Source organism: Nocardiopsis exhalans, from assembly GCF_024134545.1.
Taxonomy (GTDB): domain Bacteria; phylum Actinomycetota; class Actinomycetes; order Streptosporangiales; family Streptosporangiaceae; genus Nocardiopsis; species Nocardiopsis exhalans.
Genome location: NZ_CP099837.1, coordinates 4,289,357 through 4,311,887, shown reverse-complemented (window position 1 = coordinate 4,311,887; position 22,531 = coordinate 4,289,357). Strand labels below are relative to the sequence as shown.

15 protein-coding genes and 1 pseudogene are annotated in these 22,531 nt (G+C 68.4%); 12 read left to right on the top strand and 4 right to left on the bottom strand.

Annotated features, from left to right (window positions below):
• Positions 1-226 precede the first annotated feature (226 nt).
• Positions 227-1,303: pseudogene (locus NE857_RS19090) on the bottom strand (endonuclease NucS domain-containing protein).
• Between the two features lie 265 nt (positions 1,304-1,568).
• On the opposite strand from NE857_RS19090, the gene NE857_RS19085 reads away from it, so the two are divergent.
• The 7 genes from NE857_RS19085 to NE857_RS19055 all read left to right on the top strand — a co-directional run bounded on the left by NE857_RS19085 (position 1,569) and on the right by NE857_RS19055 (position 13,638).
• Entirely contained in the window at positions 1,569-2,168 is a 600-nt protein-coding gene (locus NE857_RS19085; RefSeq protein ID WP_254417016.1) for an Rv1352/Rv1906c domain-containing protein, read from the top strand.
• A 204-nt stretch (positions 2,169-2,372) separates the two neighbouring features.
• Entirely contained in the window at positions 2,373-6,371 is a 3,999-nt protein-coding gene (locus tag NE857_RS19080; RefSeq protein WP_254417015.1) for an Eco57I restriction-modification methylase domain-containing protein, read from the top strand.
• A 156-nt stretch (positions 6,372-6,527) separates the two neighbouring features.
• The gene (locus tag NE857_RS19075; protein ID WP_254417014.1) at positions 6,528-7,592 is read left to right on the top strand and encodes an alpha/beta hydrolase; all 1,065 of its coding nucleotides are present in this window, start codon (positions 6,528-6,530) and stop codon (positions 7,590-7,592) included.
• A gap of 659 nt (positions 7,593-8,251) precedes the next feature.
• On the top strand, positions 8,252-8,845 hold the full coding sequence (locus NE857_RS19070; RefSeq protein WP_254417013.1) for a hypothetical protein: 594 nt from the start codon (positions 8,252-8,254) through the stop codon (positions 8,843-8,845).
• Between the two features lie 746 nt (positions 8,846-9,591).
• On the top strand, positions 9,592-10,047 hold the full coding sequence (locus tag NE857_RS19065) for a hypothetical protein (RefSeq protein ID WP_254417012.1): 456 nt from the start codon (positions 9,592-9,594) through the stop codon (positions 10,045-10,047).
• 185 nt (positions 10,048-10,232) lie between these two features.
• Positions 10,233-12,140: a YncE family protein gene (locus tag NE857_RS19060; RefSeq protein WP_425572190.1), complete on the top strand. Its 1,908-nt coding sequence runs from the start codon at positions 10,233-10,235 to the stop codon at positions 12,138-12,140.
• A 514-nt stretch (positions 12,141-12,654) separates the two neighbouring features.
• The gene (locus tag NE857_RS19055) at positions 12,655-13,638 is read left to right on the top strand and encodes a TerC/Alx family metal homeostasis membrane protein (protein WP_254417011.1); all 984 of its coding nucleotides are present in this window, start codon (positions 12,655-12,657) and stop codon (positions 13,636-13,638) included.
• Between the two features lie 139 nt (positions 13,639-13,777).
• Here the strand turns inward: NE857_RS19055 and NE857_RS19050 are convergent, their stop codons facing one another.
• From NE857_RS19050 to NE857_RS19040, 3 genes are all read right to left on the bottom strand, one after another.
• Positions 13,778-14,887 (bottom strand): class I SAM-dependent methyltransferase, encoded by a 1,110-nt coding sequence (locus NE857_RS19050; protein ID WP_254417010.1) that lies wholly within the window; start codon positions 14,885-14,887, stop codon positions 13,778-13,780.
• Positions 14,884-15,438, bottom strand: a complete 555-nt coding sequence (locus tag NE857_RS19045; protein ID WP_254417009.1) for an OsmC family protein — start codon at positions 15,436-15,438, stop codon at positions 14,884-14,886. Before NE857_RS19045 ends, NE857_RS19050 begins: the two co-directional genes overlap by 4 nt.
• A 72-nt stretch (positions 15,439-15,510) precedes the next feature.
• Positions 15,511-17,199, bottom strand: coding sequence for a LuxR family transcriptional regulator (locus NE857_RS19040; RefSeq protein WP_254417008.1), 1,689 nt, complete (start codon positions 17,197-17,199; stop codon positions 15,511-15,513).
• Positions 17,200-17,553: 354 nt separating this feature from the next.
• Between NE857_RS19040 and NE857_RS19035 the strand changes: the two genes are divergently transcribed.
• The 5 genes from NE857_RS19035 to NE857_RS19015 all read left to right on the top strand — a co-directional run bounded on the left by NE857_RS19035 (position 17,554) and on the right by NE857_RS19015 (position 22,458).
• A complete protein-coding gene (locus NE857_RS19035; RefSeq protein WP_017582297.1) occupies positions 17,554-17,805 on the top strand; it encodes a metal-sensitive transcriptional regulator in 252 nt (83 codons plus the stop codon).
• 229 nt (positions 17,806-18,034) lie between these two features.
• Positions 18,035-18,607: a rhodanese-like domain-containing protein gene (locus NE857_RS19030; protein WP_254417007.1), complete on the top strand. Its 573-nt coding sequence runs from the start codon at positions 18,035-18,037 to the stop codon at positions 18,605-18,607.
• Between the two features lie 86 nt (positions 18,608-18,693).
• Positions 18,694-20,112 (top strand): MBL fold metallo-hydrolase, encoded by a 1,419-nt coding sequence (locus NE857_RS19025; RefSeq protein WP_254422032.1) that lies wholly within the window; start codon positions 18,694-18,696, stop codon positions 20,110-20,112.
• A 122-nt stretch (positions 20,113-20,234) separates the two neighbouring features.
• Positions 20,235-21,107 (top strand): sulfite exporter TauE/SafE family protein, encoded by an 873-nt coding sequence (locus NE857_RS19020; RefSeq protein WP_254417006.1) that lies wholly within the window; start codon positions 20,235-20,237, stop codon positions 21,105-21,107.
• Positions 21,108-21,942: 835 nt separating this feature from the next.
• On the top strand, positions 21,943-22,458 hold the full coding sequence (locus tag NE857_RS19015) for a lytic polysaccharide monooxygenase auxiliary activity family 9 protein (RefSeq protein WP_254417005.1): 516 nt from the start codon (positions 21,943-21,945) through the stop codon (positions 22,456-22,458).
• Positions 22,459-22,531 lie beyond the last annotated feature (73 nt).

Sequence of the window (22,531 nt, the reverse complement as noted above, 5' to 3'; positions counted from 1 at the left end):
AAACGAACACGGCACCGTATGCGAGTGTGCTCGTCTCTGTCCGCACCGGAAAGCTCAGGGAGGAAGTGCATGCCATTACCGTAGAACCTCGGGGCCCATGGTGGGTACAACTGGGTCGAGGGCTGCGCTGTCCTTCGCAATGCGGTCTTGTGCCCTAGCTAAGCGCCACCATGAACGAGTTCTACAAGGAGCCTTTTCCAACCTGTTCCTTCAGGTTGGAAAAGACTCAGTCCTCCAAGCCGAATTCCTCCCGGAGCCGGGTCAGGGTCTCCGAGTTCCTGAAACGGCAGGCGCTGTTCTGGTTGGCGAAGAATCCCAGACGCCAGACGGCGTCCTCCCTCGACCGTGTGCGCAGCCAACGCACCGGAACGATGTGTTCGAGGAGGTTCTCGTCCTCCTGTTCGCCCGGGCGCGTGTAGGCGCCCTCCAGATCCAGGTCGGTGAAACGCCGCTGTTCACCGTCCACCTCGAGGACGGTCTCGGTGTAGGGGGCCGCTTCGCCGGTCACCTCGCCCACCCCCGCATACCCCGTCTTGGGCAGGTGGACGAAGATGCGCGCGCCCACCGGGAGGTTGGCGAGGGTGCGTGAATATCAGGCGCCGGCGCCCGCCGAGACGAAACCGTAGCGCAGGGCGTCCTCCCAGTTCCGGGAACCGTGCTGTTCCCCGAAGGAGACGTACCAGTCGCGTTTGTTCCACGGCTCGCGGGTGCCGCCGGGGCGGGCCGGTGCGGTCGAGGAGGCGTCGTCCGAGACCAGGGTGCGGGCCAGATAGCGGTTCTCTCCGTCGGTGAAGAACGAGAAGAGCATGATAGCGATGGGGACGCCATGGGCGGCCAAGTACTCGACGGTGTTCTCCACGGCCGCGCTGCTGCTGTGCGCCACCAGGGTGAGCCGGTGTTCGCTGTTCAGCTCGGTCGGAGTGTCCGTGCCGAAGGTGCGGGAGAAGGCGTCGTTGAACGTCTGGCCCGGATTCTCCCTCTGGTAGAGGTCTATGATGTCGTGGTGGGTCAACCGGTTCGCCCAGGCCCCGTAGGCGAGTAGCTGGGCGACGGAGTCGCGGGGGGTGCGGCCCCGCTTCAGCTCGATGACGTGGACCGTTCCGTCGTCGCCCACCCCCAGCAGGTCGATCCGGCCGTCCAGATCGGTGCGGACCTGTCGGCCGATCACGAGGACGCGCTCGCCCAGAACGCTCGGGTCCTTCTCGATGAGGTCCTCGAGCTGGGACTCCAGGGGGATGCCCTGCGATTCGACGCGGGAGAGGGAGTCCCCGTCCACCCGCCAGAGGGAAATGTCGGTGCCCATGTGAGCCATTGTCTCGCCGAACCGGAGTGCTGGTAGCAGGATCCCACAAGCCCTCCACATGGAGAGTGTTGACATGGTTTTCAGTTTGATGTTCACTGTTGTTATGTTGCTGGTGGGCCTGAAGTGCATTCTGGTGCTCGGGCCCGGAGTTCGGTGCCCAGGCGCCGGGGAGCGGTGAGCTGCCATGTCCGAGGAACCTGTGGGTGTGCAGGATGACGGGCCCGATGAGGGGAAAGAAAACGGTCGCGCGAGAAGGCCCGTGCTCGTGAGCCTGTTCTTGGCCGGTGCGCTGGGTGTGGGCGTTCTCGCGGGCTGGTCGCTGCGGGTGCCCGAGAACGCCCCGGTGTACCTGGAACTGTCCGAACAGCACGAGTCCACCGGGGCTGACCTGGAACAGGCTCTGGCAAAGGAAGCGGACTACGAGGACACCGTCAGCAGCCTGGAAGAGGACCTGGAGCAGCTCGAAGCTCCGATCCTGGAGTTGGACGAACGCGAAGAAGGTCTGGACACCCGGGAGGGAGAACTCGACGAGCGCGAGGAGGAGCTGAACGAGTTCTCCGAGGAACTCGACGAGCGCGAAAGCGACCTCGACACCCGCGAGGAAGAGGTCACCGGCCTGGAGACCGAGGCCGAGGAGAACAGCTTCCCCGGTACCGGGACCTTCCTCGTCGGCGACGAGATCTCACCCGGGACCTACCGTTCCGAGGACACCTCCAGCTGCTACTGGGCCCGGCTGTCCGACACCGGCGGCACCCTGGACTCGATCATCGCCAACAACTTCGGTGGCGGCCGCCAGGTCGTGACCATCAGCGGTTCGGACGTGGCGTTCGAAACCAGTAGTTGCGGCGGCTGGTCACGGATCTGACCCCGGCTTCTCGCTGGCTTCCCACCGGGTTTCCGTGGGGCTGGAGTTACGGCACTTCCCTTCCGGTGTAGTTGGTGAGAAAAGGGATTTTTCCCGAAGCTTCAAACGCGACCTTCGGTTCTTCCTTTTGCGCGCGTGCGGGTGTTCCTGTGGATGCGGGTGCTGATGCACCTGCGGTCTCGCCCTCTGCAAAAGGACGTGTCGATGCCCCCCTCGACCCTGCCCCCGTCCCTGTCCGCAGTCCGTAGCGTCGGCGGGATCATGCCCGCCGACATGCTCTTACGGATCTTCGACGGCCGCGACGTCGAAGGCGGGCGGCCAGCCGATTACGGGATCATCGGCACACGGTCGGTCGAGGACGAGGCCGAGCGCCTGTGGCACGAACTGCGCGGCGCCTGGTGGGTGCTGCGCCGGACCCTGCCCGGTCGTGACGGGGACGGGCGTCTACCCGGGGACCCCACCCGGTCAGCCCTGCGCGGCTGGGTCGAACCGCTGTTCGTCGCGCTGGGCTTCGGGCGCCTGGCCGGTCTGCGGATCCCCGGGATCCCCGCCGACGACGACTCCAGCAGGGTCTTCCCGATGACCCACCGGTACCAGCGGCTCCTGATCACGGTGGTGCCGTGGGACACCGAACTCGACGCGCGAGGCCGTGACGGATCCGCCTCCCCTCAGTCACAGATGCAGGAGGCGCTGAACCGGAGCAGCGCGCACCTCTGGGGGCTGGTGACCAACGGCCGCGAACTGCGGTTGCTGCGCGACTCCACCTCCCTGGCCGGGGCCGCCTACCTCTCCGTCGACCTGGAAGAGATATTCGACGGGGAACTGGTCCACGAGTTCATCGGCCTGTGGCGGCTCTTCCACGCCTCCAGGTTCGAGGTCTCCGACGGGGAACCACCGTCCACCTGCCTGATGGAGCGGTGGCGGGACGAGGCGCTGCGCTCGGGCGTCCAGGCCCTGGACGCGCTACGGCAGAACGTCGAGGAGGCCCTGGCCATCCTCGGAACCGGCTTCCTGCGCCACCCGGACAACCACCACCTGCGACGGCCGACGAGGGTCGGAGAACTCCACGGAGCCCTGCTGCGCCTCGTGTTCCGCATCCTCTTCCTCGCGGTCGTGGAGGAACGCGACCTGCTCCACCCACCGCACACCGATCCGCGCACCCGCGGACGCTACGCCGACTACTTCTCCTTCGCGCGACTGCGGCTGGTAGCTGATCGGGGTGGCAGCGGCGGCCACCACCGGGACCTGAACACGACACTGCGCATCGTCCTGGACGCCCTCGGGTGCGAGGATGGCCGCCCCGAACTCGGCCTGGTGGGTCTCGGCGGCCTCTTCACCCGCACCGAAGAGGACCGCTGCCTGGACGATGCCTCCTTGAACAACCAGGCCCTGCTGCGCGCGGTCCGCAGGCTGTCACGGGTGCGCGACCACGGAACCCGGCGCTGGCGGCCGGTCTCGTTTCGCACGCTCTCCTCCCGAGAACTGGGTGCGGTCTACGAGTCGCTCCTGGAGAGCCTGCCCGAGTACCGACCCGGCGACCATTCCTTCCACCTCGTCCACCGGGCGGGCAACGCGCGCAAGATGACAGGGTCGTACTACACCCCGTCCTCCCTCATCTCCCGCCTGCTGGACACCACCCTCGAACCCGTCCTCGACGAGGCGGTCAAGCGAGGTGCGGACCAGGCCGCCGCACACCCTGAACTCGATGAAGCGGACACCATCGCGGAGTCGCTCCTCTCCGTCACGGTCTGTGACCCAGCATGCGGCTCCGGGCACTTCCTGGTGGCCACGGGCCAGCGCATCGCCAAGCGGGTGGCGGCCGTCCGCGAGGGCACGCCCGAACCGGGGGAGGAGGCCTACCGCCGAGCGCTGCACACCGTGGTCGCCCGTTGCCTGTACGGGGTCGACATCAACCCCATGGCCCTGGACGTGGCGAAGATGTCGCTGTGGCTCGAAGGCATGGCCCCGGGCCGACCACTCGACCTGCTCGATCCCCACCTCAAATGTGGAAACGCGCTCATCGGTGCGACCCCGGCGCAGCTACGCGGGGGCATCCCCGACGCCGCCTTCACCCCGGTGGAGGGTGACGACCGCAAGGCCGCGGCCGCACTGGGCAGGTCCAACAACCTCGAACGGGCCGGTCAGGCCGCGCTGTTCGACACCGAACCCGACGCGGTCAAGGTCGACAACACCACCTACGCCGAAGGGCTCCACGGGCTCTACGCCATCGAGGTGGGCAGCCTGCGGGACGTCCGCGAACAGGAACAGGTCTACCGGGTCTGGCGCCGATCGGCCGACTACCGCAGGGCCGTGCACATCGCCGACGCCTGGTGCGCCACCTTCCTGTGGGAGAAGACCGAGGGCGCACCGCAGCCGGTGACCGACGAGACCTTCCACCGGTTCTTCGACCCCGAGGGCGCCGCGGCGACCGAGGCCACCCACACGGAGATCAGAAGGCTCCGAGACCGCTACCGCTTCTTCCACTGGCATCTGGAGTTCCCCGACATCTTCCCGGTCTGCGACGACCAAGGTGTTGATAGCGACGGCGCTCGGGGCTGGCAGGGCGGGTTCGACTGCGTGCTGTCGAACCCGCCCTGGGACAAGCTCGACTTCGAGGACAAGAAGTACTTCAGCGTGGTGCAGCCCTCGCTCGCGGGTATCGCCGGGTTGGCCCGCAGGGAGGCGATCGCCCAGTGGCAGCGTGACTTCCCCGAAGAAGCGGAGCGGTACCGGTCGGCGCGACGTCAGGTGAAGTCCACCCTGCACTTCGCCGGGCGCTCGGAGGGGTTCCCCGCGTGCGCCAAGGGACTGAGTATCAAAGGGGTGAGCACCCTTCAGGTGGACCATCTCTTCGTCGAGCTGTTCACCGGCCTGATCAAGCCGCAGGGTCGGATCGGCGCGATCGTGCCCACTTCCATCGCCACCGGAGCCGGGGCCCAGGAGCTCTTCGCGACCCTGACCCGCGACCGGTCGATCGCCTCGCTGTACGACTTCGAGAACCTGAAACAGCTGTTTCCCGGGGTCGACGCGCGGCAGAGGTTCAGTTTGTTGTCATTGCACGGTGCCAAGGTCCCGGTGCCCGTGGCCGACTACGCCTTCTTTCTCCACGAACCGGCCCACCTCGATGACGGGAGCAGGGCCTTCGCGCTCACCGCGGACGAAGTCGCCCTGCTCAGCCCCAACACGGGCTCGCTCCCGCTGTTCCGTTCCAGGCGCGACGCCGACCTCACCCTCTCGATCTACCGCCGTATTCCGGTGCTGTGGGCGGAGGGGCGCCGAAACGGCAACCCCTGGGCGGTCAGATTCAAGGCGACGTTGTTCCACATGACCGATGACTCCGGGCTCTTCCGAACCAGAACAGAGCTGGAGGATGAGGGGTGGCAGCTGCGGGGGAACGTCTTCGAACGCGAAGGCAGCCGAATGTCGCCGCTCTACGAAGCGAAGATGGTCCACCACTTCGACCATCGGTGGAACGGCTTCACACCAGCAGGGGCCGCACGACAACCGGAGCGGCCCGAGAAGGCAGACCCCGAGTACGCGCCGTTGTCCCGCTACTGGGTTCCCGAGGACGACGGTGCGAGGGAAGGGCTCGACACACGGCTGTCCGGGGTCGGCTGGGACCGGGAATGGCTCTACGGCTGGCGTGACGTGACGAACATGACCAACGAGCGAACCGCGATCCCCGCCCTGCTGCCGCGGGCGGCCGTCGGACACACCTTCCCCCTCATGTTCGTCCAACGGAGCCCGCGCCTGGTCGCCGCCTTGTGCGCGGTGCAGAGCTCACTCGTCTTCGACTTCGTCGCCCGACAGAAGATCAACGGCGCGCACCTGTCCCTCATGACCTGGAAACAGCTTCCCGTGCCCAGACCCGAGCAGCTGGAACCCCACCTGGACTTCCTGGTGCCCCGCGTGCTCGAACTCGTCTACACCACCCACGACATGGCCCCGCTCGCTCGCGACCTCGGTTGTACCGGCCCGCCCTTCCCCTGGGACGAGGAACGCAGAGCGGAGTTGCGAGCGGAATTGGACGCCTACTGCTTCCGCCTCTACGGAGTCGACCGGCAGGACACGGACTATGTCCTGGAGACCTTCCAGACGGAGAAGGGCGGGCTGAAGCACAACGAGATCGCCCGGTTCGGAACCTACCGAACCAAGGAGCTGGTTCTGCTGGCCTTCGACCATCTGACGGACGTGACCAGCTGATCGCATCTGCTGTTTCACGCGCGGTGGCCACGCCCCCGGAGCGGTGGTTGTATGCACGGGGCACATGTCGCGGGTCACCTGCGAACGGCACAATCACAGCAGTGCCCGGCCGACGCTCGCGGCCAGCCGGTGAGTCGGCTTCAGCGGAGGAACCCCATGAACGACCTACTGCCTTCGGTGGTGTCCGAGCACGTGGACACCGACCGGCTGCGCACCCATCTGCTGCACCTGGACCGTGCGGGCGAGCCGGTCGTGTTCGTGCACGGCAATGTCTCCTCCGCGCTGTTCTGGCAGCGCACCATGCTCGCCCTGCCCGAGCGTTACCGGCCGATTGCCGTGGACCTGCGCGGATTCGGGGACAGCCCGCGCGAGGCGGTGGACGCGCGCCGAGGCCTCGGTGGCTACGCCGACGACGTGCGCGCTCTGCTGGACGCGCTCGACCTGGACCGGCCGCACCTGGTCGGCTGGAGCATGGGCGGCGGTGTGGTGACCCGGCTTGTGCGGGACACCCCCGGGCGGGTGCGCTCGCTGACCCTCGTCAACCCGGTCTCCCCGTACGGTTTCGGCGGGACGCACGGCGTGGACGGTGTGCTCAACGATCCCTCCGGTGCCGGGACCGGTGGCGGCTGCGCCAACCCGGACTTCGTTTCCCGATTGGCCGCGGCCGACCGCTCCGAGGAAGCACCCACCTCGCCCCGCCGGGTAATGCTGGGAGCGTACGTGCGCCCCGGCTGGACCCCCGAGGACCCGGCCGACCCGGACATCTACGTTGAGTCGATGCTCGCCACCGCGGTGGGCGAGGCCCACTACCCCGGCGACGTACGCCAGGGCCCGGTGTGGCCCGGCGTGCTGCCGGGAGACCAGGGTGTGCTCAACACCATGTCCCCGGTGTACTGCCGCCTGGACGACTCGCACACGATCGCCCCCAAGCCGCCGATCCGGTGGATCCGCGGCGCGGACGACGCGATCGTCTCCGACACCTCGTCGCACGACCTGGCGTACCTGGGGTCGATCGGAGCGGTCGAAGGCTGGCCGGGCGCCGATGCCGCACCGCCGCAGCCGATGGTGGCGCAGACCCGGCACGTGTTGGAGGCCTACGCCGCGGCGGGCGGCGCCTACACGGAGCACGTCATGGAGGGGGCTGGACACAGCCCCCAGATCGAACGCCCCGAGGAGTTCCTCGACCTCCTGGTGTCCGGGCTGGAAACCGCTGACCGGTAGTGCTCCGAACGGGTCTCCCCGGCTGCCCGGCGCCCGTCGGGTTCTCCGAGGGGCCCGGGCGATGTCCCCTCGGGAAGGCTTAGGACTTCAGGTCGTCCGGGACCCTGCCGTCCGGGATGAGCGGTTCCTCCAACAGCCAGATATCGGGGGACCCGCGCCTGCCCAGGGCGTCACGACCGCGCGCCCGCACTTCAACGCCGGGTCGAAGGGGCCGGAGCTCTGCGACACCGTCGCGGAAATTGCGTCCGTTCAACCTGTCGTTGTTTTTAGCGAATGAGTGGCATTTGGTGCGATAGGACTTGGGTTTCATTTCTTGCGTCAGGGGAAAATCACCGGTGTCAGATTCGGGTGCTGGTGATGGGGTTCCTATTGCGCTTGATCTCCTCTCACGTGTCCGCGTTGACCTGCCCCGTCCCTCGCATGCGACCAACGATCAGATCCACACGCGTGTGGAGTCTTTCTGTCAGGGGCAACACCATCGCGAACAACTGACGGGGGCGAGGTGGAGCCCCCGGGTCGCCCGTGTCGTGATCGATCCCCCGAACTCCGCGGGTCGACTGGTCGTGCACGCGGCATGGCCGACGGAGATGACGGTTGGGGCCGTGGACGTCGCGTCCGCCTCGTGGCTGTTGCGCCCGCAGGTGTGAGAGGAGTTCGGGATGCGTGTGGACGTGGAGTCGTGGCTCACCCTGGTGAGCAGGAGCGGTTCCTTCGACGCCCGGGCGGCGTTCGTGCGAGGTGGGAACGATGCGCACGGTGGGGGAGAGGGCGGCAGGTCCGAACACCGGTTGGGTGTGGACGACCCGCTGCATTGGGAGTACACGGTTTCCAGCGGGGGCCGGGAGGCGCGCTGGTCCTGTGACGGCGGCGAACTCGTGCACGTCACCGACGAGAGGACGTTTCGCAGCCCGGTTCCCCACGGGTCCGATCCGGACGAGCCCTGGTACTTCTCCACGTGGCTGGCGGTCGTGGACACGTGGCTGGTGGAGATGGTGCGTCCGGTGGATCTCCTCGCCCGGGTCCTCGTCGATGCCGTTGAGGAGGAGGACGGGGGCGAACGCGGGTTCGTGCGCGTCGCGGCCCGGCCCCTGGGTAACGAACCCTCCCCGTACAGCGGTTTCTCGGTTCCCGACGGACGGTCGTTGAGCCTGCGGCTCGACGTCGGCCTCGGATACCTGACCGAGGTGGTGGTGACGTCCTCCGGCGGCGGGCACTCGATCCACACGCTCGCTCTGACCAGCCGGGCGGCGTAGCGCAGTAGCGGGAACGGCAGGGAAACGAGCAGGAGCCCCGCTGCCCGAAGGGAGTGAGGGGCCTGGCCGTAAGGCGCTGCCTGGGCAGGGTGAGTCCGAGGCGGTGCGTGCCTGCCGGTGCTGTCGGCATTCGGTGGAGCTCGGAAGATCATTTGGTGCGCCCCCGGAATCCCGGGGATGTATGGATCATTATGATTTTACCGCATTGTCTGTTATGTCGGTGCGATAAATTCGCTGATCCTATTGATTTGCTGCGCCCCCGTAGGCATGGTGTAAGAGTGATCCGCGGCCCAATGCCCCTGGGGAATCATGAAAGCCTCTGCTGTTGCCGTCCTGGAACTCCTGCCTCCCCCCGGCGTCGGGGCAGTGGTGCCCCCGGTGGCTGGGGTAAACGGTTTCGATGGTTTCCGGGGTTCGTTCGATCCAGGTCCTTTCAGGGCCAGACCCGCCTTTCCCTGGATCTGATTCGCAACGCCTCCGGGGGAGTCTGGAGAACTCTTTCGATCTCTGGTGCCCAGCGCCTTTCGCGGGGGAACGACGGTCCGTTCCCCGGGTCCGGATGCAGAGAAGGTCAGGGGCGGTAAAAGATCCGGTCCCTGCCAGAAAGCATTCGGGTCGGGGCGGGGTGTGCCATCGAACGGAATCAGGGCTGTCATGGACGGCCGCTCCTCGTGAGCCGTTGAAGAGCAAGAAACCATCAGCCACACCCGGCCCTGCCGGGCCAACTGCCGACTTACGGAGAATCCATGTCCTTCAAGAACATCTTCGACAACGGCGAAAACGAAGCCGGATCCGCGGAGGAATCGGCCCGCGCGGTGTATGAAAGGATCCCGGGGGCGCGGCCCGAACGGGAGGGGATCGACCCGGAGCTCGTCGAGGGGATCCCCGAGGTCGAGCGCGACCCCAAGATCATCCGCGAGACGTCTCCTGAAGCGCTCAAGGTCATGGGCGGCTTCATCTCCCCGATGTTCAGGAACACCCAGACCGCCGCCGCCGAGCAGCGCGGGACCAGCGAAGACCCCGAATCAACCACCTCGATGGCGTCCTCGGCCAAGGACGAGGCATTCAAGAGGGTGGAGGTGGAGATCAGGGACGAGGACCGCCCCGAGATCAGCGATGAGGAGCGGGCGAACCTGAAAAAGGCCAACCAGAAGTCAACCGGGAACCTCAGGAGGACTGACGACGGTTTCACCGAAGGGTGAAGGCGGTTCCGCGGCCTTTTCCGCGGACCGGATGTGCACCCGCAGGAGCCTTTCCCCTCATGGGCCCCGACCCGAGAAAACAGGACCGTCGGGTTTCTTGGCGATGCGGAATGTCCGGTCGGGTCAGGGCGGGAACCGTTCCACGGAACAGACAGATGGTTCATTTCCACTCTTCAAGGAGGTCGATGTCCATGTCCGGCGCCATCAAGAACAACGTGAGTACCGCTTATCTCGGTGAGCGGTTCATGCGGCATCCGCTGACCGGGAGGAACCTGAAGGAACTCGAAATCGACGAGAAGGCGCCGGGGCTCCTGGAGCGGAACAGGGAAAGGCTGAAGGCGAAGGCCGAGAGGAAAGCGCCTGACGGTTCGGACCGGTTCGTGTACCCCACCGGGTTCTCCCTGAACAGGGGGAGGTTCGGGGAATACCCGACCGCACGGGAAACGGCTCACCAGCTCGGCTGGCGGGCCTACATGACGGTGGGCGTTCCGCTCGTCGAAGAACGAAACGACATCACGCAGCCGCCGCCCGACGTGGTCTCCAAGCAGACCTACGTCAACCGAACGGACCCCAAGCCCACGACCTGGTCGCACACCGTGGAGTTCTCGGTCTCCAACACCATCAACTGGTCGCTCCAGGGGCAGGTACAGCTCACCTTCGGGGCCAAGGCCATCGCTTCGCTGCAGCAGCAACTGCAGAAGAGCATGGCGCTGAACAACTCCCAGAAGACCACCCTGAAGAACAGCAAGGACAACCAGGGCGTCGACATGGAGTCCCAGTCGCAGTCGACCAGCACGACCACGGCCACCAGCAGCGCGACGGGAACCGGGGAACTGTCCGCCCAGCTCATGCTGGGCATCACCGGGTCCGTCAGCGGCTCGCTGACCACCGCGTTCAAGACCTCCTCCACGCTGAGCGGTGAGGTCGGTAGCCGGGTCGACGTCCTGGCCACGCAGCGGCGCCAGGTGCGCAGGTTCGACTACGAGTACCCCGTCTCCTTCGGCGGGGGAGTGGCTCTCTACTACCCCGAGCCGGTGGAGGTCGGGAAGACCCGGCCGGGCGGACCAGCGCCGAAGGAACCGGAGTACTCACAGGTGGTCCCGTGGGAACTCGGGGAGTCCGGCGCGGCGGGCAGGACCTTCGACCTGAACGATGACGGCAGGCCGTTCATGCAGAAGGGCGAAGCCGAACTGGTCTCCACGCTCGCCGGCGTGCACGAGGTCTTCGAGCTCGAGAAACTCCACTTCGACATGAAGGACCACCCGCTGCACGAAGAGGGCGCGGAGCGCAGGAACCCGAAGGCGACCACTGCCGAGGTGCGCACCGGCCTGGGAACGGCTGACGGTCTGGCGTTGGACCCGGTGGCGCAGAAGGCTTACGTCACCGACCGGTACAACAGCGGAAAGCTGTACAAGGTGGACCTCGCCAGCGGCGAAACGGACTGGGTCCTGGACAAGCTCGGCGAAGTCAACGACGTGGCTCTGGACCTGCCCGGGGACAGGGCCTACGTCGCCGACTACAGCGGTCGGCGCGTTTTCACGGTGGACCTGTCCGACCACACCGCCCCTCCGGTCGCGGTCGCCGACGGCATCCGCGTGTACGGCCTCGCACTGGATCTTCCTGGTAACAGGCTCTTCGCTTCCGACTACGCGCAGGGCAAGCTGGTCGAGTTCGATCTGAGCGGCGGATCGGCCGAGCGCAAGCGCACCTGGGACGTTCCCAGGGCCGCTGGGGTGGCGTTGAACGGCGGTCGGGCCTACGTCGGCCAGTACGACCGCGGCGGGTTGTACGAGATCGACCTGGGCGCGGAGGGAGGGGCTCCGCGGGAGGTGGCCACCAATCTCGGACGGAGTGTGCGCGTGGCGCTGCACGGCGGAGCCCTCGCCTACGTCTGCGACTCGGGTGGCAGGCTGCATGAGGTCGTGGTGGCCGAGGGCGAGGACAAGGGCCTTCGCCGTGTGGTCCTGGGCGGTCTGGGCCCGGTCTGCGGTCTCGCGTTGGACGGAGCCAACGGACGGATCTACGTCAGCGACCGGCACGGCAAACTGTCGCGGATCACCGGCGCGCTGCCCGACCACCCGGCTGAGCCCTAGGATCTGACTCCTCATCGGGTGAGGCGGAGGTGACGCGCGGCATGGTCCGCCGCGCGTCCTCATCCGTGAACGCGCACCCGTGGTGCGGGCCCGGCCCGAAGGCGAAAGCGGGGTGCTCCTCGGTTCGAACCGGGCCAGGCGGCGCGGGTATGAGGCCGCCCTCCGGTGCGTCGGAGGGCGGCACGGCTACCTCAAACGTGTTTCTCCGGGATCAGGGCCCCTGAGGTGAGGCGCTCGCTGGTCAGTTCGGCGGCCTTGTCGGCCGGTGTCGACAGCTCGCGGGCGCGGCGTTCACACTCGCCCAGGGCGCGGAAGGCTGCTCCGTAGCGGCGCCGCTGTTCGGGTTCCGGTTTCGGGGCGCGGACGGCATGGGCAGAAGTCGAATGCCGGGCTCCACCTGGCAGGATTGACCAGGTTGCCAGCGCACGTCACACAGGAGTACATCCCGCTCCTTCCCCGTTGCCCTGGGTGAGCCCGCCGCCTGCCTGTTCCCCACCCCAAGGAGTTCGGCCCCGTGAACGTCCCCCTGTGGCTGTGGGTCACGACCGTCCTCGTGATCGTCAGCCTCATCTGCGTCGACTTCGTGATCGTGGCACGCAATCCACGCAAGCCCTCGACCCGTGAAGCGGCCCTGTGGGTCAGCTTCTACGCGTTGCTGGCGGTGGCCTTCGGTGCTGCCCTGGCCTTCACGGCGGGGGCCGAACACAGCATCGCCTTCTACACCGGTTGGGTCGTCGAGTACTCGCTGAGCATCGACAACCTGTTCATCCTCATCCTGATCATCGGTTCCTTCCAGGTCCCACCCGAACACCAGCAGCGGGTACTGCTCATCGGGATCGGCCTGGCCCTGTTCTTCCGTGCCCTGTTCATCGTGGCGGGCGCGGCGGCGGTGGAGGCCTACGTCGGGGTGTTCTACCTGTTCGGCGCGATCCTGCTGGTCACAGCGATCAAGTTGCTGGTCTCGGCCGACCACGACGTGGCGCACGCCGAGTACAAGGAGAACGCGCTGGTGCGTACGGTCCGGCGGGTGCTGCCCACCACCGACCGCTACCACGGCGCCCGGCTGACCGTCCTGCTCGGTGGGCGGCGCCACCTGACCCCGATGCTGTTGGTGGTCATCGCCATCGGCATGGCCGACATCGTCTTCGCCCTGGACTCCATTCCGGCGATCTTCGGCATCACCCAGGAGCCGTACCTGGTCTTCACCGCCAACGCCTTCGCGCTGATGGGTCTGCGCCAGCTCTACTTCCTCATCGGTAGTCTGCTCACCCGCCTGGTGTACCTGAACAAGGGTTTGGCGCTGATTCTCTGCTACATCGGAGTGACCCTGATCCTGCACGCCATCGAGCACACCACGGACCTGCCGGTGAGTTCCCCGCCCGAGCTGGTCTCCCTGGGCGTCGTCGTGAGCCTGCTGATACTGGTCACCGTCGCCAGCCTCGTCGCCAGCCGTAACCACCGACAGCGCGAGTCCGTTTCCGACTCCGAAGCACGGTAGGTGTTCAGCCCGGCGGTTGCGCGCGGTGAGGATCCCGAGTTCGCCGAGGGGGCGCTGGCACCCGCGCGATGGGCACGGCCCGGGGCCGCCTGCTCCGGCAGGGGTCCCGGGCACCGGTCGCGGCGGTGCGCGCCCGGTCTCACCGCTTGGCGGCCAGGTAGTAGCTGTTGAGCGGGTCCTGGTCGAGGGTGGTGACCTCGACGTCCGTGAACCCCGCGTCGGCCAGCATCGCGCGGGCCAACTGCTCGCCCCACACGGTGCCGAGGCCGTCGCCGCCCAGGGCCAGCGACACGGTCATGCAGTGCATGGTCGACACGGTGTAGAGGAACGGTCCGAGCGGGTGCTCCACGTTGTCGGCCACGTCGCTGCTGGCGTTGATGTCGACCATGAGGAAGCGTCCCCCCGGCCGCAGCGCCCGGTTGATGTTGTCGAGTACCCGCGCGGGGTGGGCCTGGTCGTGGACGGCGTCGAAGGCGGTGACCGCGTCGAAGGCCCCGACAGCGTCGAGTTCGGCCACGTCGGCGAGCCGGAAGTCGGCGTTGGCGAGGCCGAGGCGCTCGGCTTCGGCTCGGCCCGCGGCGATGCCCTCTTCGGAGAAGTCGTAGCCGACGAAGCTGCTGCGGGGGAAGGCCTGGGCCATGAGGTTGACCGCGTGGCCGCTCCCGCAGCCGATGTCGGCGACATCGATCCCCTCCGCCAGCCGACCGGGCAACTCCGGGGCCAGCGGCAGGATCACCTCGATCAGGGCGTTGTCGAACACCGCCGCGCTCTCTTCGGCCATGAAGCGGTGGAAGTCGGCGAAAGCGGCGTAGTGGACACCCCCTCCGGTCTCGAACCGCTCGGTGATCTCGGCGCTGACGTTGCCGAGCATCGGCAGGATCTGCATGGTCTTGGCCACGTTGGCCGCCCCTCCGGAGCGGGTGAGCGGCAGGTGGTGTTCGGCCGGCAGGTGGAAGGTGCCGGTTGCGGGGTCGTGGTCGACGACACCGCCGGTGGTCATCGCGCCGAGCCACTCGCGCACGTACCGTTCCCGCAGGCCGCTGGCCTCGGCGATCTGGCTGCTGGTCGAGGGCGGCAGGCCCGCCATGGTGTCGAACAGTCCGGTGCGGTGGCCGATGCCGGCCATCAGGGCGAGCGCCCCGTCGTTGAGGACCCCGACCATGCGCTCGGCGAACGCCTGGGCGCGGTCGGTGTCGGCGGTGGAAGCGGAGTGGGCGGGAGCGGAGTGGGCGGGCACTGTGGCGGTCATCGGTTCGGCTCCGTTCGGATCGAGGTGGGTCGGATGAGGGCCTGGGCGGTCGGTGAGGCCGCCACCGCGGCCCGGGTCAGGGCCTGGAGGTGTTCGGGGGCGGCGTCGGCGTCGATGTCGAACCGCAGTCTCACCTCGCCGGGGCCGACCGGGACGCCTTCGACGCCGAGCGCTCCGCGCGCGTCCAGGGCGGTCCAGGCGTGGGCCTCGACGCGATCGAGCCGGATTCCCTCGGCGGTGGCGAGCTCGACCAGGGTGGCGCTCACGCAGGCGGCGGTGGCGGCGAGGAGCATCTCCGTGGGAGCCGGGCCGGTGTCGGAACCGGCGAGTGGTTCGGGCAGGTCGGTACGGAACGCGTGATGGGACCGGTCCTGCGGCGCGTCCAGGTGCAAGGTGGCGCCCGCCCCCTCGGTCGCGAGCCCGTCCCGCCACCGCAGGTGCGTGCTCAGCTCGATCCGCAGGGGCTCGCCGTCCGCGTGCGCCCTCGTGAACAGGTCTGTCAGCACTTGCGCGTTCACGCCGTTCAGCGGTCGTGTTCCGGTGTGGGCCATCGTGATCATCCCCGTCTGTGGATTAGGGACGAGGATCCTCCGGACCGGGCCCGGTCACATCCGTGAGCTCACCTATTTCGGCGCGAGCCCGTCACGGTGCCGCACGGCGACCCCCGCTGCCTCGGCGCGGTTGCGCAGGCCGAGTTTGGAGAGGATGTTGGCCACGTGGTGTTCGACGGTGCGGCGGCTGACGAAGAGCCGCCCGGCGATCTCGGGGTTCGACAAACCCTCGCCGAGGAGCCGGAGCACCTCGGTTTCGCGTCGGGTCAGACCGGCCAGGTCCGACCGCCCCCGCGCACGCGCGACGGTCGCTCCTCGCACCCGCAGCCAGTTCGCCGCGCGGTCGGCGTCGGGGACGGCCCCGAGAGCGGAGAAGACCGCGTAGGCCGAGCGGGCCTCGGCGGTGGCCTGGGCGTCTGCGACGGAGTCGAGGTGTTCGGCGAGGGCCATGCGGGTGCTGGCCGCGTCGAGGGGCAGGTCGAGTTCGACGAACCCGGCGAGGGCGGCCTCGAGCAGGTCGCGTGCGGCGTCGGAGTCGGCGGGCTCTCCGTCGCGCCCGGCGCTGAGGGCGATCCCGAGCAGGCGTTGGCCGCGGCAGCGCACGATGTCACAACCGGTCTGAGTCCCGAACTCGGTGATCTGGCGGCCGAGGTCGGCGGCGGTGTGCGGGTCCCCGGCGGCCAGACGGCACAATCCGAGAAGTTCTCGCAGCCGGGCGCCGGGGGCGGCTTGGGAGCCGAGTCGTTCGAGCCCGCGGGCGAGGGTGGTCTCGGCTCCGGCGGGGTCGCCGTCCAGGAGCTGGAGCCGTGCGGTGACCGCGGCCAGTGACGGCAGACCTTCGAAGCCGCGGATCACCCCGCGGGCCTCGTCCGCCCTGCCCTGGGTGATGCGCAGGTCGGCCAGGCATGCGGCGGCGTCGGCCCGGACCTTGGGCAGGCCGTGGGCGGCGAGTGCGACGGCGCACAGCAGTTCGGTCTCGGCCCGTTCCCAGTCGCCGGTGGCGGCGAGCACCTCGCCGTAATGGGTGCGGCAGCTCGTGTGCAGGTACGGGTTGCCGAAACGTTCGATGAAGTCGTCGAGGGCCCGCACCCAGTGCACCACCCGGGCGAAGTCGGCACACGAACAACAGGCCCGCATCATCAGACAGCTCGTGAACACGACGGTGTCGGGCGAATCGGCCTCGCCCGCCACCGCGGCGGTCATCGCCTCGTCGAGCAGGGCGCATCCCTCGTCGGTGTTCCCGGCGTTGACCTGGGCCAGGCCGACGGCGGTCAGCGCCGAGACCTCCAGGTCGCCGTCGCCGTGGGCGACACCGACGGCATGGGCTCGGCGGCCGAGTTCGACGGCGCGTTCCGGGTCGGCCGCGAACACCGACTCGGCCAGGGCCACCCAGCCGTCGAGTAGCGGCAGCTGGGCCTGCGAGGCCAGACGGACCGCCCGTCGGACCCAGCCCGCCGCCACGGTCTCGTTGCCGAGGTTGGCGCTGTGGACGAACGAGAGCTGGATGGCGGCCATGACCGCTTCCGGCGCCGCTCCCGCCCGACGGAACCCCTGGTAGGCCGTGGTCCAGTGCTGCAGGGCCTGGCGGATGTCGCCGGTCCACCACAGGGCCGAGCCGAGCCCGAAATGGGCTGCGGGCTCGGGGTCGGGGCCGGACCGGGATCCGAGAAACTCGGAGAGCGAACGGGCCGCCGCCGCCCAGTCGCCTTCGGCGAGCGCGGACATCCCCTCCTCGAAGAGCGACGAGGGCTGTGAGCTCATGAGCCGATGCTAACAGCCGGGTCACGCCAGTAACGGGGATTCGGGTGCGGTAGCCGGTGCGGGGGTCGGCCGTTGCGAGTGCGGGCTCCTCACCTGCCCGTTCAGGACACCCGGGGCGTTCCCGATACGCGGGGAGGGCCCGGCGGGGGAGGAGATCGGACACATGAGATCGGATGGTGTCCCTGGTCCCCTTCGCGGCCGCGGCTGTGGGGCGGAGCCCTTCCGGGACTCCGAATGGCGGCACCCGGGTTCGGGCGGGCACCTCTGGGGCTGTGACGCACGCGACTGGCGAAAGGGATACACCCGGGGGTATGTTGGGGGTGCGGGTCGAAAGGAGACCACATGAAGCCTGAAATGGTGGGCGACGCCATCACACGACTCAAGCGCGCTCAGGGGCAGCTCTCCGGGGTCATCTCGATGATGGAGGAGGGGGAGGACTGCGCCGCCGTCCTCCAGCAACTGGCCGCGGTCTCCCGCGCCCTGGACCGGGCCGGGTTCAAGATCGTCGCGAGCGGCATGCGGCACTGCAACGCCGCGCGTGAGAACGGCGAGGAGCCCGAGCTCACCGAGCAGGAGCTGGAGAAGCTCTTCCTGGCCCTGGCCTGAGCCCCGCGGGCGCCGACCGCTGTCCGTGGGGCAGGCGCCCGGGGCTGGCCTGTTCGCCGGGGCCTGGCCCGGTTCCAGGCCGACACCGACTTCTCACCTCCGGATACTCCCCCCTGTATAGGCGGGGGTCGCCAAGCCTGGGCCCATCAGGTTCGGGGCCCGCGTCCGACCACTGGATACCCCCCGGGGTGTCCAGTTCAGATCCGACACCACCCAAGGAAACCGACATATGAGTGACCACGTCATCGACGCACGCTCCGTACGCCACCTGGTCGAAACCGACCCCCACACCCTGCTCGTCGACGTGCGCACACCCGCCGAGTACGAGAGCTCCCACATCCCCGGAGCGATCAACCTGCCGCTGGGGCGGGTGGACGCCCATCTGGAGCGCATCGTCGCCGATGCCGGGGGCCGCCTCGTCCTGGTCTGCCAGTCCGGGAACAGGGCGGTGCGCTGCCAGGGCAAGCTGACCGCCGCGGGTCTGGACGACACGGTCGTGATGGACGGCGGCATGAACGCCTGGGAGGCCCAGGGCGCGCCCGTCGAACACGGCCGCAGACGCTGGGCCCTGGAGCGCCAGGTCCGACTGGTCGCCGGAGGCCTCGTCCTGATCTCCGTACTCGCCTCCCTGCTGTGGCCCCCGATGGTGGCGGCCGCCGGTTTCGTGGGCGCGGGTCTGGTCTTCGCGGCCGTCACCGACACCTGCGCCATGGGCATGGCGCTGTCCCGGCTGCCCTACAACCAGCCGCGCAACGACCTCGACATCGAAGACTCGCTGGCGCGGATCGCTGCCCGCCGATGAGCGGCGCGGGTAGGGCCCTCCTCTGACTTCTGGATACTCCCCGGAGTATCGCAACAGTGCAGACACCACCAGACAAGGAGCAGGACATGCTGCTGGAACGCCTCTATGACAACGACCTCGCCCAGGCGGGCTACTTCATCGGCTGTCAGGCCAGGGGAGAGGCCGTCGTGGTCGACGCCCGCCGCGACATCGGCGACTACCTCGACCTGGCCGCCGAACACGGCATGCGGATCGTGGCCGTGACCGAGACCCACATCCACGCCGACTACCTCTCCGGAACCCGCGAACTCGCCGCGGCGACCGGAGCCGCGGTATACGTCTCCGGTGAGGGCGGCCAGAACTGGCAGTACGGCTTCGACGCCGAACGGCTCCTGGACGGCGACACCATCACCATCGGCCGTCTCACCGTCCAGGCGCGCCACACCCCGGGACACACCCCCGAACACCTGTCGTTCCTGATCACCGACGGGGCGTTCAGCCGGAACCCTGGCTACCTGATCTCCGGGGACTTCGTCTTCGCCGGCGACCTGGGACGTCCCGACCTGCTCGACGAGGCGGCCGGAGGCGTCGACACCCGCTTCGAGGGCGCGCACCAGCTGTTCACCAGCCTGCGCGAGGTCTTCCTGGCACTGCCCGACCACGTCCAGGTCCTGCCCGGGCACGGCGCGGGCAGCGCCTGCGGCAAGGCGCTCGGCGCGCTCCCGGCCACCACGGTCGGGTACGAGCGGCTCAACGCCTGGTGGGGGCCCTACCTGCGGAACGACGACAGGGAGGGCTTCGTCCGGGAACTGCTCGACGGGCAGCCCGACGCCCACGCCTACTTCGCGCGGATGAAACGTCAGAACAAGGAGGGCCCGCGAGTGCTGGGTCCGACGGCTCCGCCGCCCGAGCTCTCCGTGGCGGGGATCGGCCGCTCCCTGGAGCAGGACCAGATCGTGTTCGTGGACACCCGGCCCCACACCGAGGTGCACCGGGGAACCGTGGCCGGTGCGCTCAACGTTCCCGGTCCGGCCAAGGCGGCCACCTTCGGCGCGTGGGCCCTCGACCCCGAGACCGAGACCAGGCCGCTGGTGCTGTTCACCCCCGACGGGGACACGGCCCAGCGGGTGCGCGACCACCTGCTGCGGGTCGGTATCGACCATGTGATCGGGTACACCACCAGCACGGAAGGGCTGCCGACCACCGTGCCGCGGCGCATCACCCCGGAGCAGATGCCCGAATCCGGTGCCTCGCTGGTGCTGGACGTCCGTAACAAGGGCGAACACGCAGAAGGGCACATCCCCGGCTCCCGGCAGCTCAGCGCGGGCCGGGTGCTGTGGAATCTCGACGTCCTGCCCGCCGACGGCACCATCGTCAGCTACTGCCAGTCGGGTGCCCGCAGCTCCGTGGCTGCCTCGGCCCTGCGCCGCGCCGGATACGACGTCGTCGAACTCGACCGCGGCTACCCGGCCTGGGCGGACCAGGCAACGAACCGGCGCGCCCCCGCCCGGAGCGCCGTGCGCTGAGCAGGCGCGGGGACGGTGTCCGCCGGGTCGGGCACCGCCCCCGTAGCCGCCGGGCCCCGCCCCGGCCCTTCCTGTCACATCGACCCTCGTTCGCGTTGGCGAGCCATGGAAGCAGAGTCAACATGGAGTTTCAGATCGTCCTCGTCCTTGGCCTCGCAGTGGTGGTGGGTCTCGCGCTCGGCCTGCTCGGGGGCGGCGGTTCCATCCTGATGGTTCCGCTCCTCACCTACGTCGCCGGTATGGAACCGAAGGAAGCCATAGCCGCGTCCCTGTTCGTCGTGGGCGTCACCTCCCTGGTCAGCGTGTTCACGCACGCACGCGGGGGAAACGTCCGCTGGCGCACCGGGCTGGTCTTCGGGGCGGCGGGCATGGCGGGTGCGTTCCTCGGCGGTGTGGCGGGCGGATACCTTCCCGGCGCCGTGTTGATGATCGCCTTCGCCCTGATGATGGTCGCCACCGCCGCGGCCATGCTCCGGGGCGGGAGGAAGCCGCCTCCTGGAGGCGGGGAGACCGAAACGCTTCCCCTGCGCCGTGTCGTCCTCGACGGCCTGGCGGTCGGGGCGGTCACCGGCCTGGTCGGAGCCGGCGGCGGCTTCCTCGTCGTGCCCGCCCTGATGCTGCTCGGCGGCCTGTCCATGCCGGCCGCCGTGGGCACCTCCCTGCTGGTGATCACGATGAAGTCCTTCGCCGGGCTTGGCGGGTACCTGACGACCGTCAGCGTGGACTGGGCCCTGGTGTCCGCGGTCACCGCCCTCGCTGTCGCGGGCTCGCTGGTCGGGTCGCTGCTGACCTCGCGAGTGCCCGAAGCCGCCCTACGCAAGGTCTTCGGGATCTTCGTGCTGTTCATGGGCCTGTTCGTCCTAGCCCAGGAACTCCCCGCCCCCTACGGTCTGCTGCCCCCCGTGCTGGCGGCACTCGTGGCCGCCCTGGTGCTGGGTTGCCGCCTGATCGGTGAGTACTGTCCGCTGTTTCCGCTCCTGCGACCGCGCACATGACACGCTCACTCCTTTGCGGCGGCGGATGCTCCTGCACGCGGACCTTTCCCGCAAGGAGGGCAGCGGAAATCGCCTCCGCCGGGACGGTCGCGAACCCGCATCCAACGATCGAGAGGTGGACCGGGGCGAAATCGACACCGAACGTATCCACGATCTCCGGTAGCGCTGGTAGTCGGGTGGTGAACGAAAGCACCGAAATCGCAGTCAGGAAGACAAAGAGCGCACTGCTCGGTCGGTACTGTTGGCGTCTGTGAACCGGTGGACCCGAGCATGCGGCTTTCCTGTCCGTGTTCACCGGTCCGGTTCCGGGGCGCGGAGGGCCCTGTGCGCGGTCCTGGTTTTCCCGTGCCCGCTGATGCACTGTTCAGTGGCTGTGGAGCGCCCCCAGCAAGGGAAGGAAGATCTGTCCGCGGCGACAGTTTTCACTGTCGGCCGGGATACTCGCCGGAGAGAACTCGGAAATCCTCTCGGTAGACCAGTCGAGGATCTGGTAAGAGTCTTTCCAGTTTGGGGGATCGCGGTCCGAAGCGCCCGACAGTACCAGTGCGGAAACGGCTCCTTGTGATTCGCGGAACCGTGTCAATGGTACCCGATTCCAAAGCGAAAACAGGCCTTGACGAGGTAATTGTCGGCTGCCTAATCTGCTCGACAACAGGTCCAGAAAATTCCGGGACAGCTCGGAATTCCTGAGAACACCTCCTTCGCGAACACCGGGAAGAGTTCGAGCCCCGTGGCCGCGAATCGAGCCGTCCTGGGCTGGAGAACGGCCCCGGTCCCCCCGCTACGGCCTCCGGCCCGCCCCGGAGGCCTGTGACCCCCGAGAAGGACGAAGCCCATGAAGAACCGCAAGCTCCGCGCCACCACCGCGGTCGCCGCCGCCACCGCACTCGTCTTCGCTCTCCTGCCGGCCGGTGCGGCCAACGCGCACGGCTACATCGACACCCCCGCCAGTCGTCAGGCCCAGTGCGCCGCCGGAGTCGTCCAGTGCGGCGGAATCCGGTGGGAGCCGCAGAGCGTCGAGGGCCCCAAGGGCCTGATGAGCTGCTCGGGCGGCAACGCGCGTTTCGCCGAGCTGGACAACGACAACTACGGCTGGCAGGTCGCCGACGTCGGCACCAACGCGACCTTCAGCTGGACGATCACCGCCGCCCACTCCACCGCCACGTGGGAGTACTTCATCAACGGCCAACTCGTCGACAGCTTCAACGACGGCGGCGCACGCCCGCCGTGGAACTTCTCCCACAACGTCGACCTGTCCGGCTACAGCGGCCACCAGACCGTCCTGGCCCGCTGGAACGTGGCCGACACCGCCAACGCCTTCTACGTCTGCGTCGACGTCAACATCGTCTGACCCCGCTCCCCGGCCCGACCACCCCTCGGGCCGGGCCCGGTCCACCGGTGCCCGAACGCACCTTCCCCGGCCC

Coding starts and splice junctions, on each gene's coding strand:
- NE857_RS19075 (WP_254417014.1), top strand. CDS start 6,528: ATGAACGACCTACTGCCTTCGGTGGTGTCCGAGCACGTGGACACCGAC.
- NE857_RS19060 (WP_425572190.1), top strand. CDS start 10,233: ATGTCCATGTCCGGCGCCATCAAGAACAACGTGAGTACCGCTTATCTC.
- NE857_RS19030 (WP_254417007.1), top strand. CDS start 18,035: ATGAGTGACCACGTCATCGACGCACGCTCCGTACGCCACCTGGTCGAA.
- NE857_RS19035 (WP_017582297.1), top strand. CDS start 17,554: ATGGTGGGCGACGCCATCACACGACTCAAGCGCGCTCAGGGGCAGCTC.
- NE857_RS19045 (WP_254417009.1), bottom strand. CDS start 15,438: ATGGCCCACACCGGAACACGACCGCTGAACGGCGTGAACGCGCAAGTG.
- NE857_RS19025 (WP_254422032.1), top strand. CDS start 18,694: ATGCTGCTGGAACGCCTCTATGACAACGACCTCGCCCAGGCGGGCTAC.
- NE857_RS19050 (WP_254417010.1), bottom strand. CDS start 14,887: ATGACCGCCACAGTGCCCGCCCACTCCGCTCCCGCCCACTCCGCTTCC.
- NE857_RS19020 (WP_254417006.1), top strand. CDS start 20,235: ATGGAGTTTCAGATCGTCCTCGTCCTTGGCCTCGCAGTGGTGGTGGGT.
- NE857_RS19070 (WP_254417013.1), top strand. CDS start 8,252: ATGCGTGTGGACGTGGAGTCGTGGCTCACCCTGGTGAGCAGGAGCGGT.
- NE857_RS19040 (WP_254417008.1), bottom strand. CDS start 17,199: ATGAGCTCACAGCCCTCGTCGCTCTTCGAGGAGGGGATGTCCGCGCTC.
- NE857_RS19015 (WP_254417005.1), top strand. CDS start 21,943: ATGAAGAACCGCAAGCTCCGCGCCACCACCGCGGTCGCCGCCGCCACC.
- NE857_RS19065 (WP_254417012.1), top strand. CDS start 9,592: ATGTCCTTCAAGAACATCTTCGACAACGGCGAAAACGAAGCCGGATCC.
- NE857_RS19080 (WP_254417015.1), top strand. CDS start 2,373: ATGCCCCCCTCGACCCTGCCCCCGTCCCTGTCCGCAGTCCGTAGCGTC.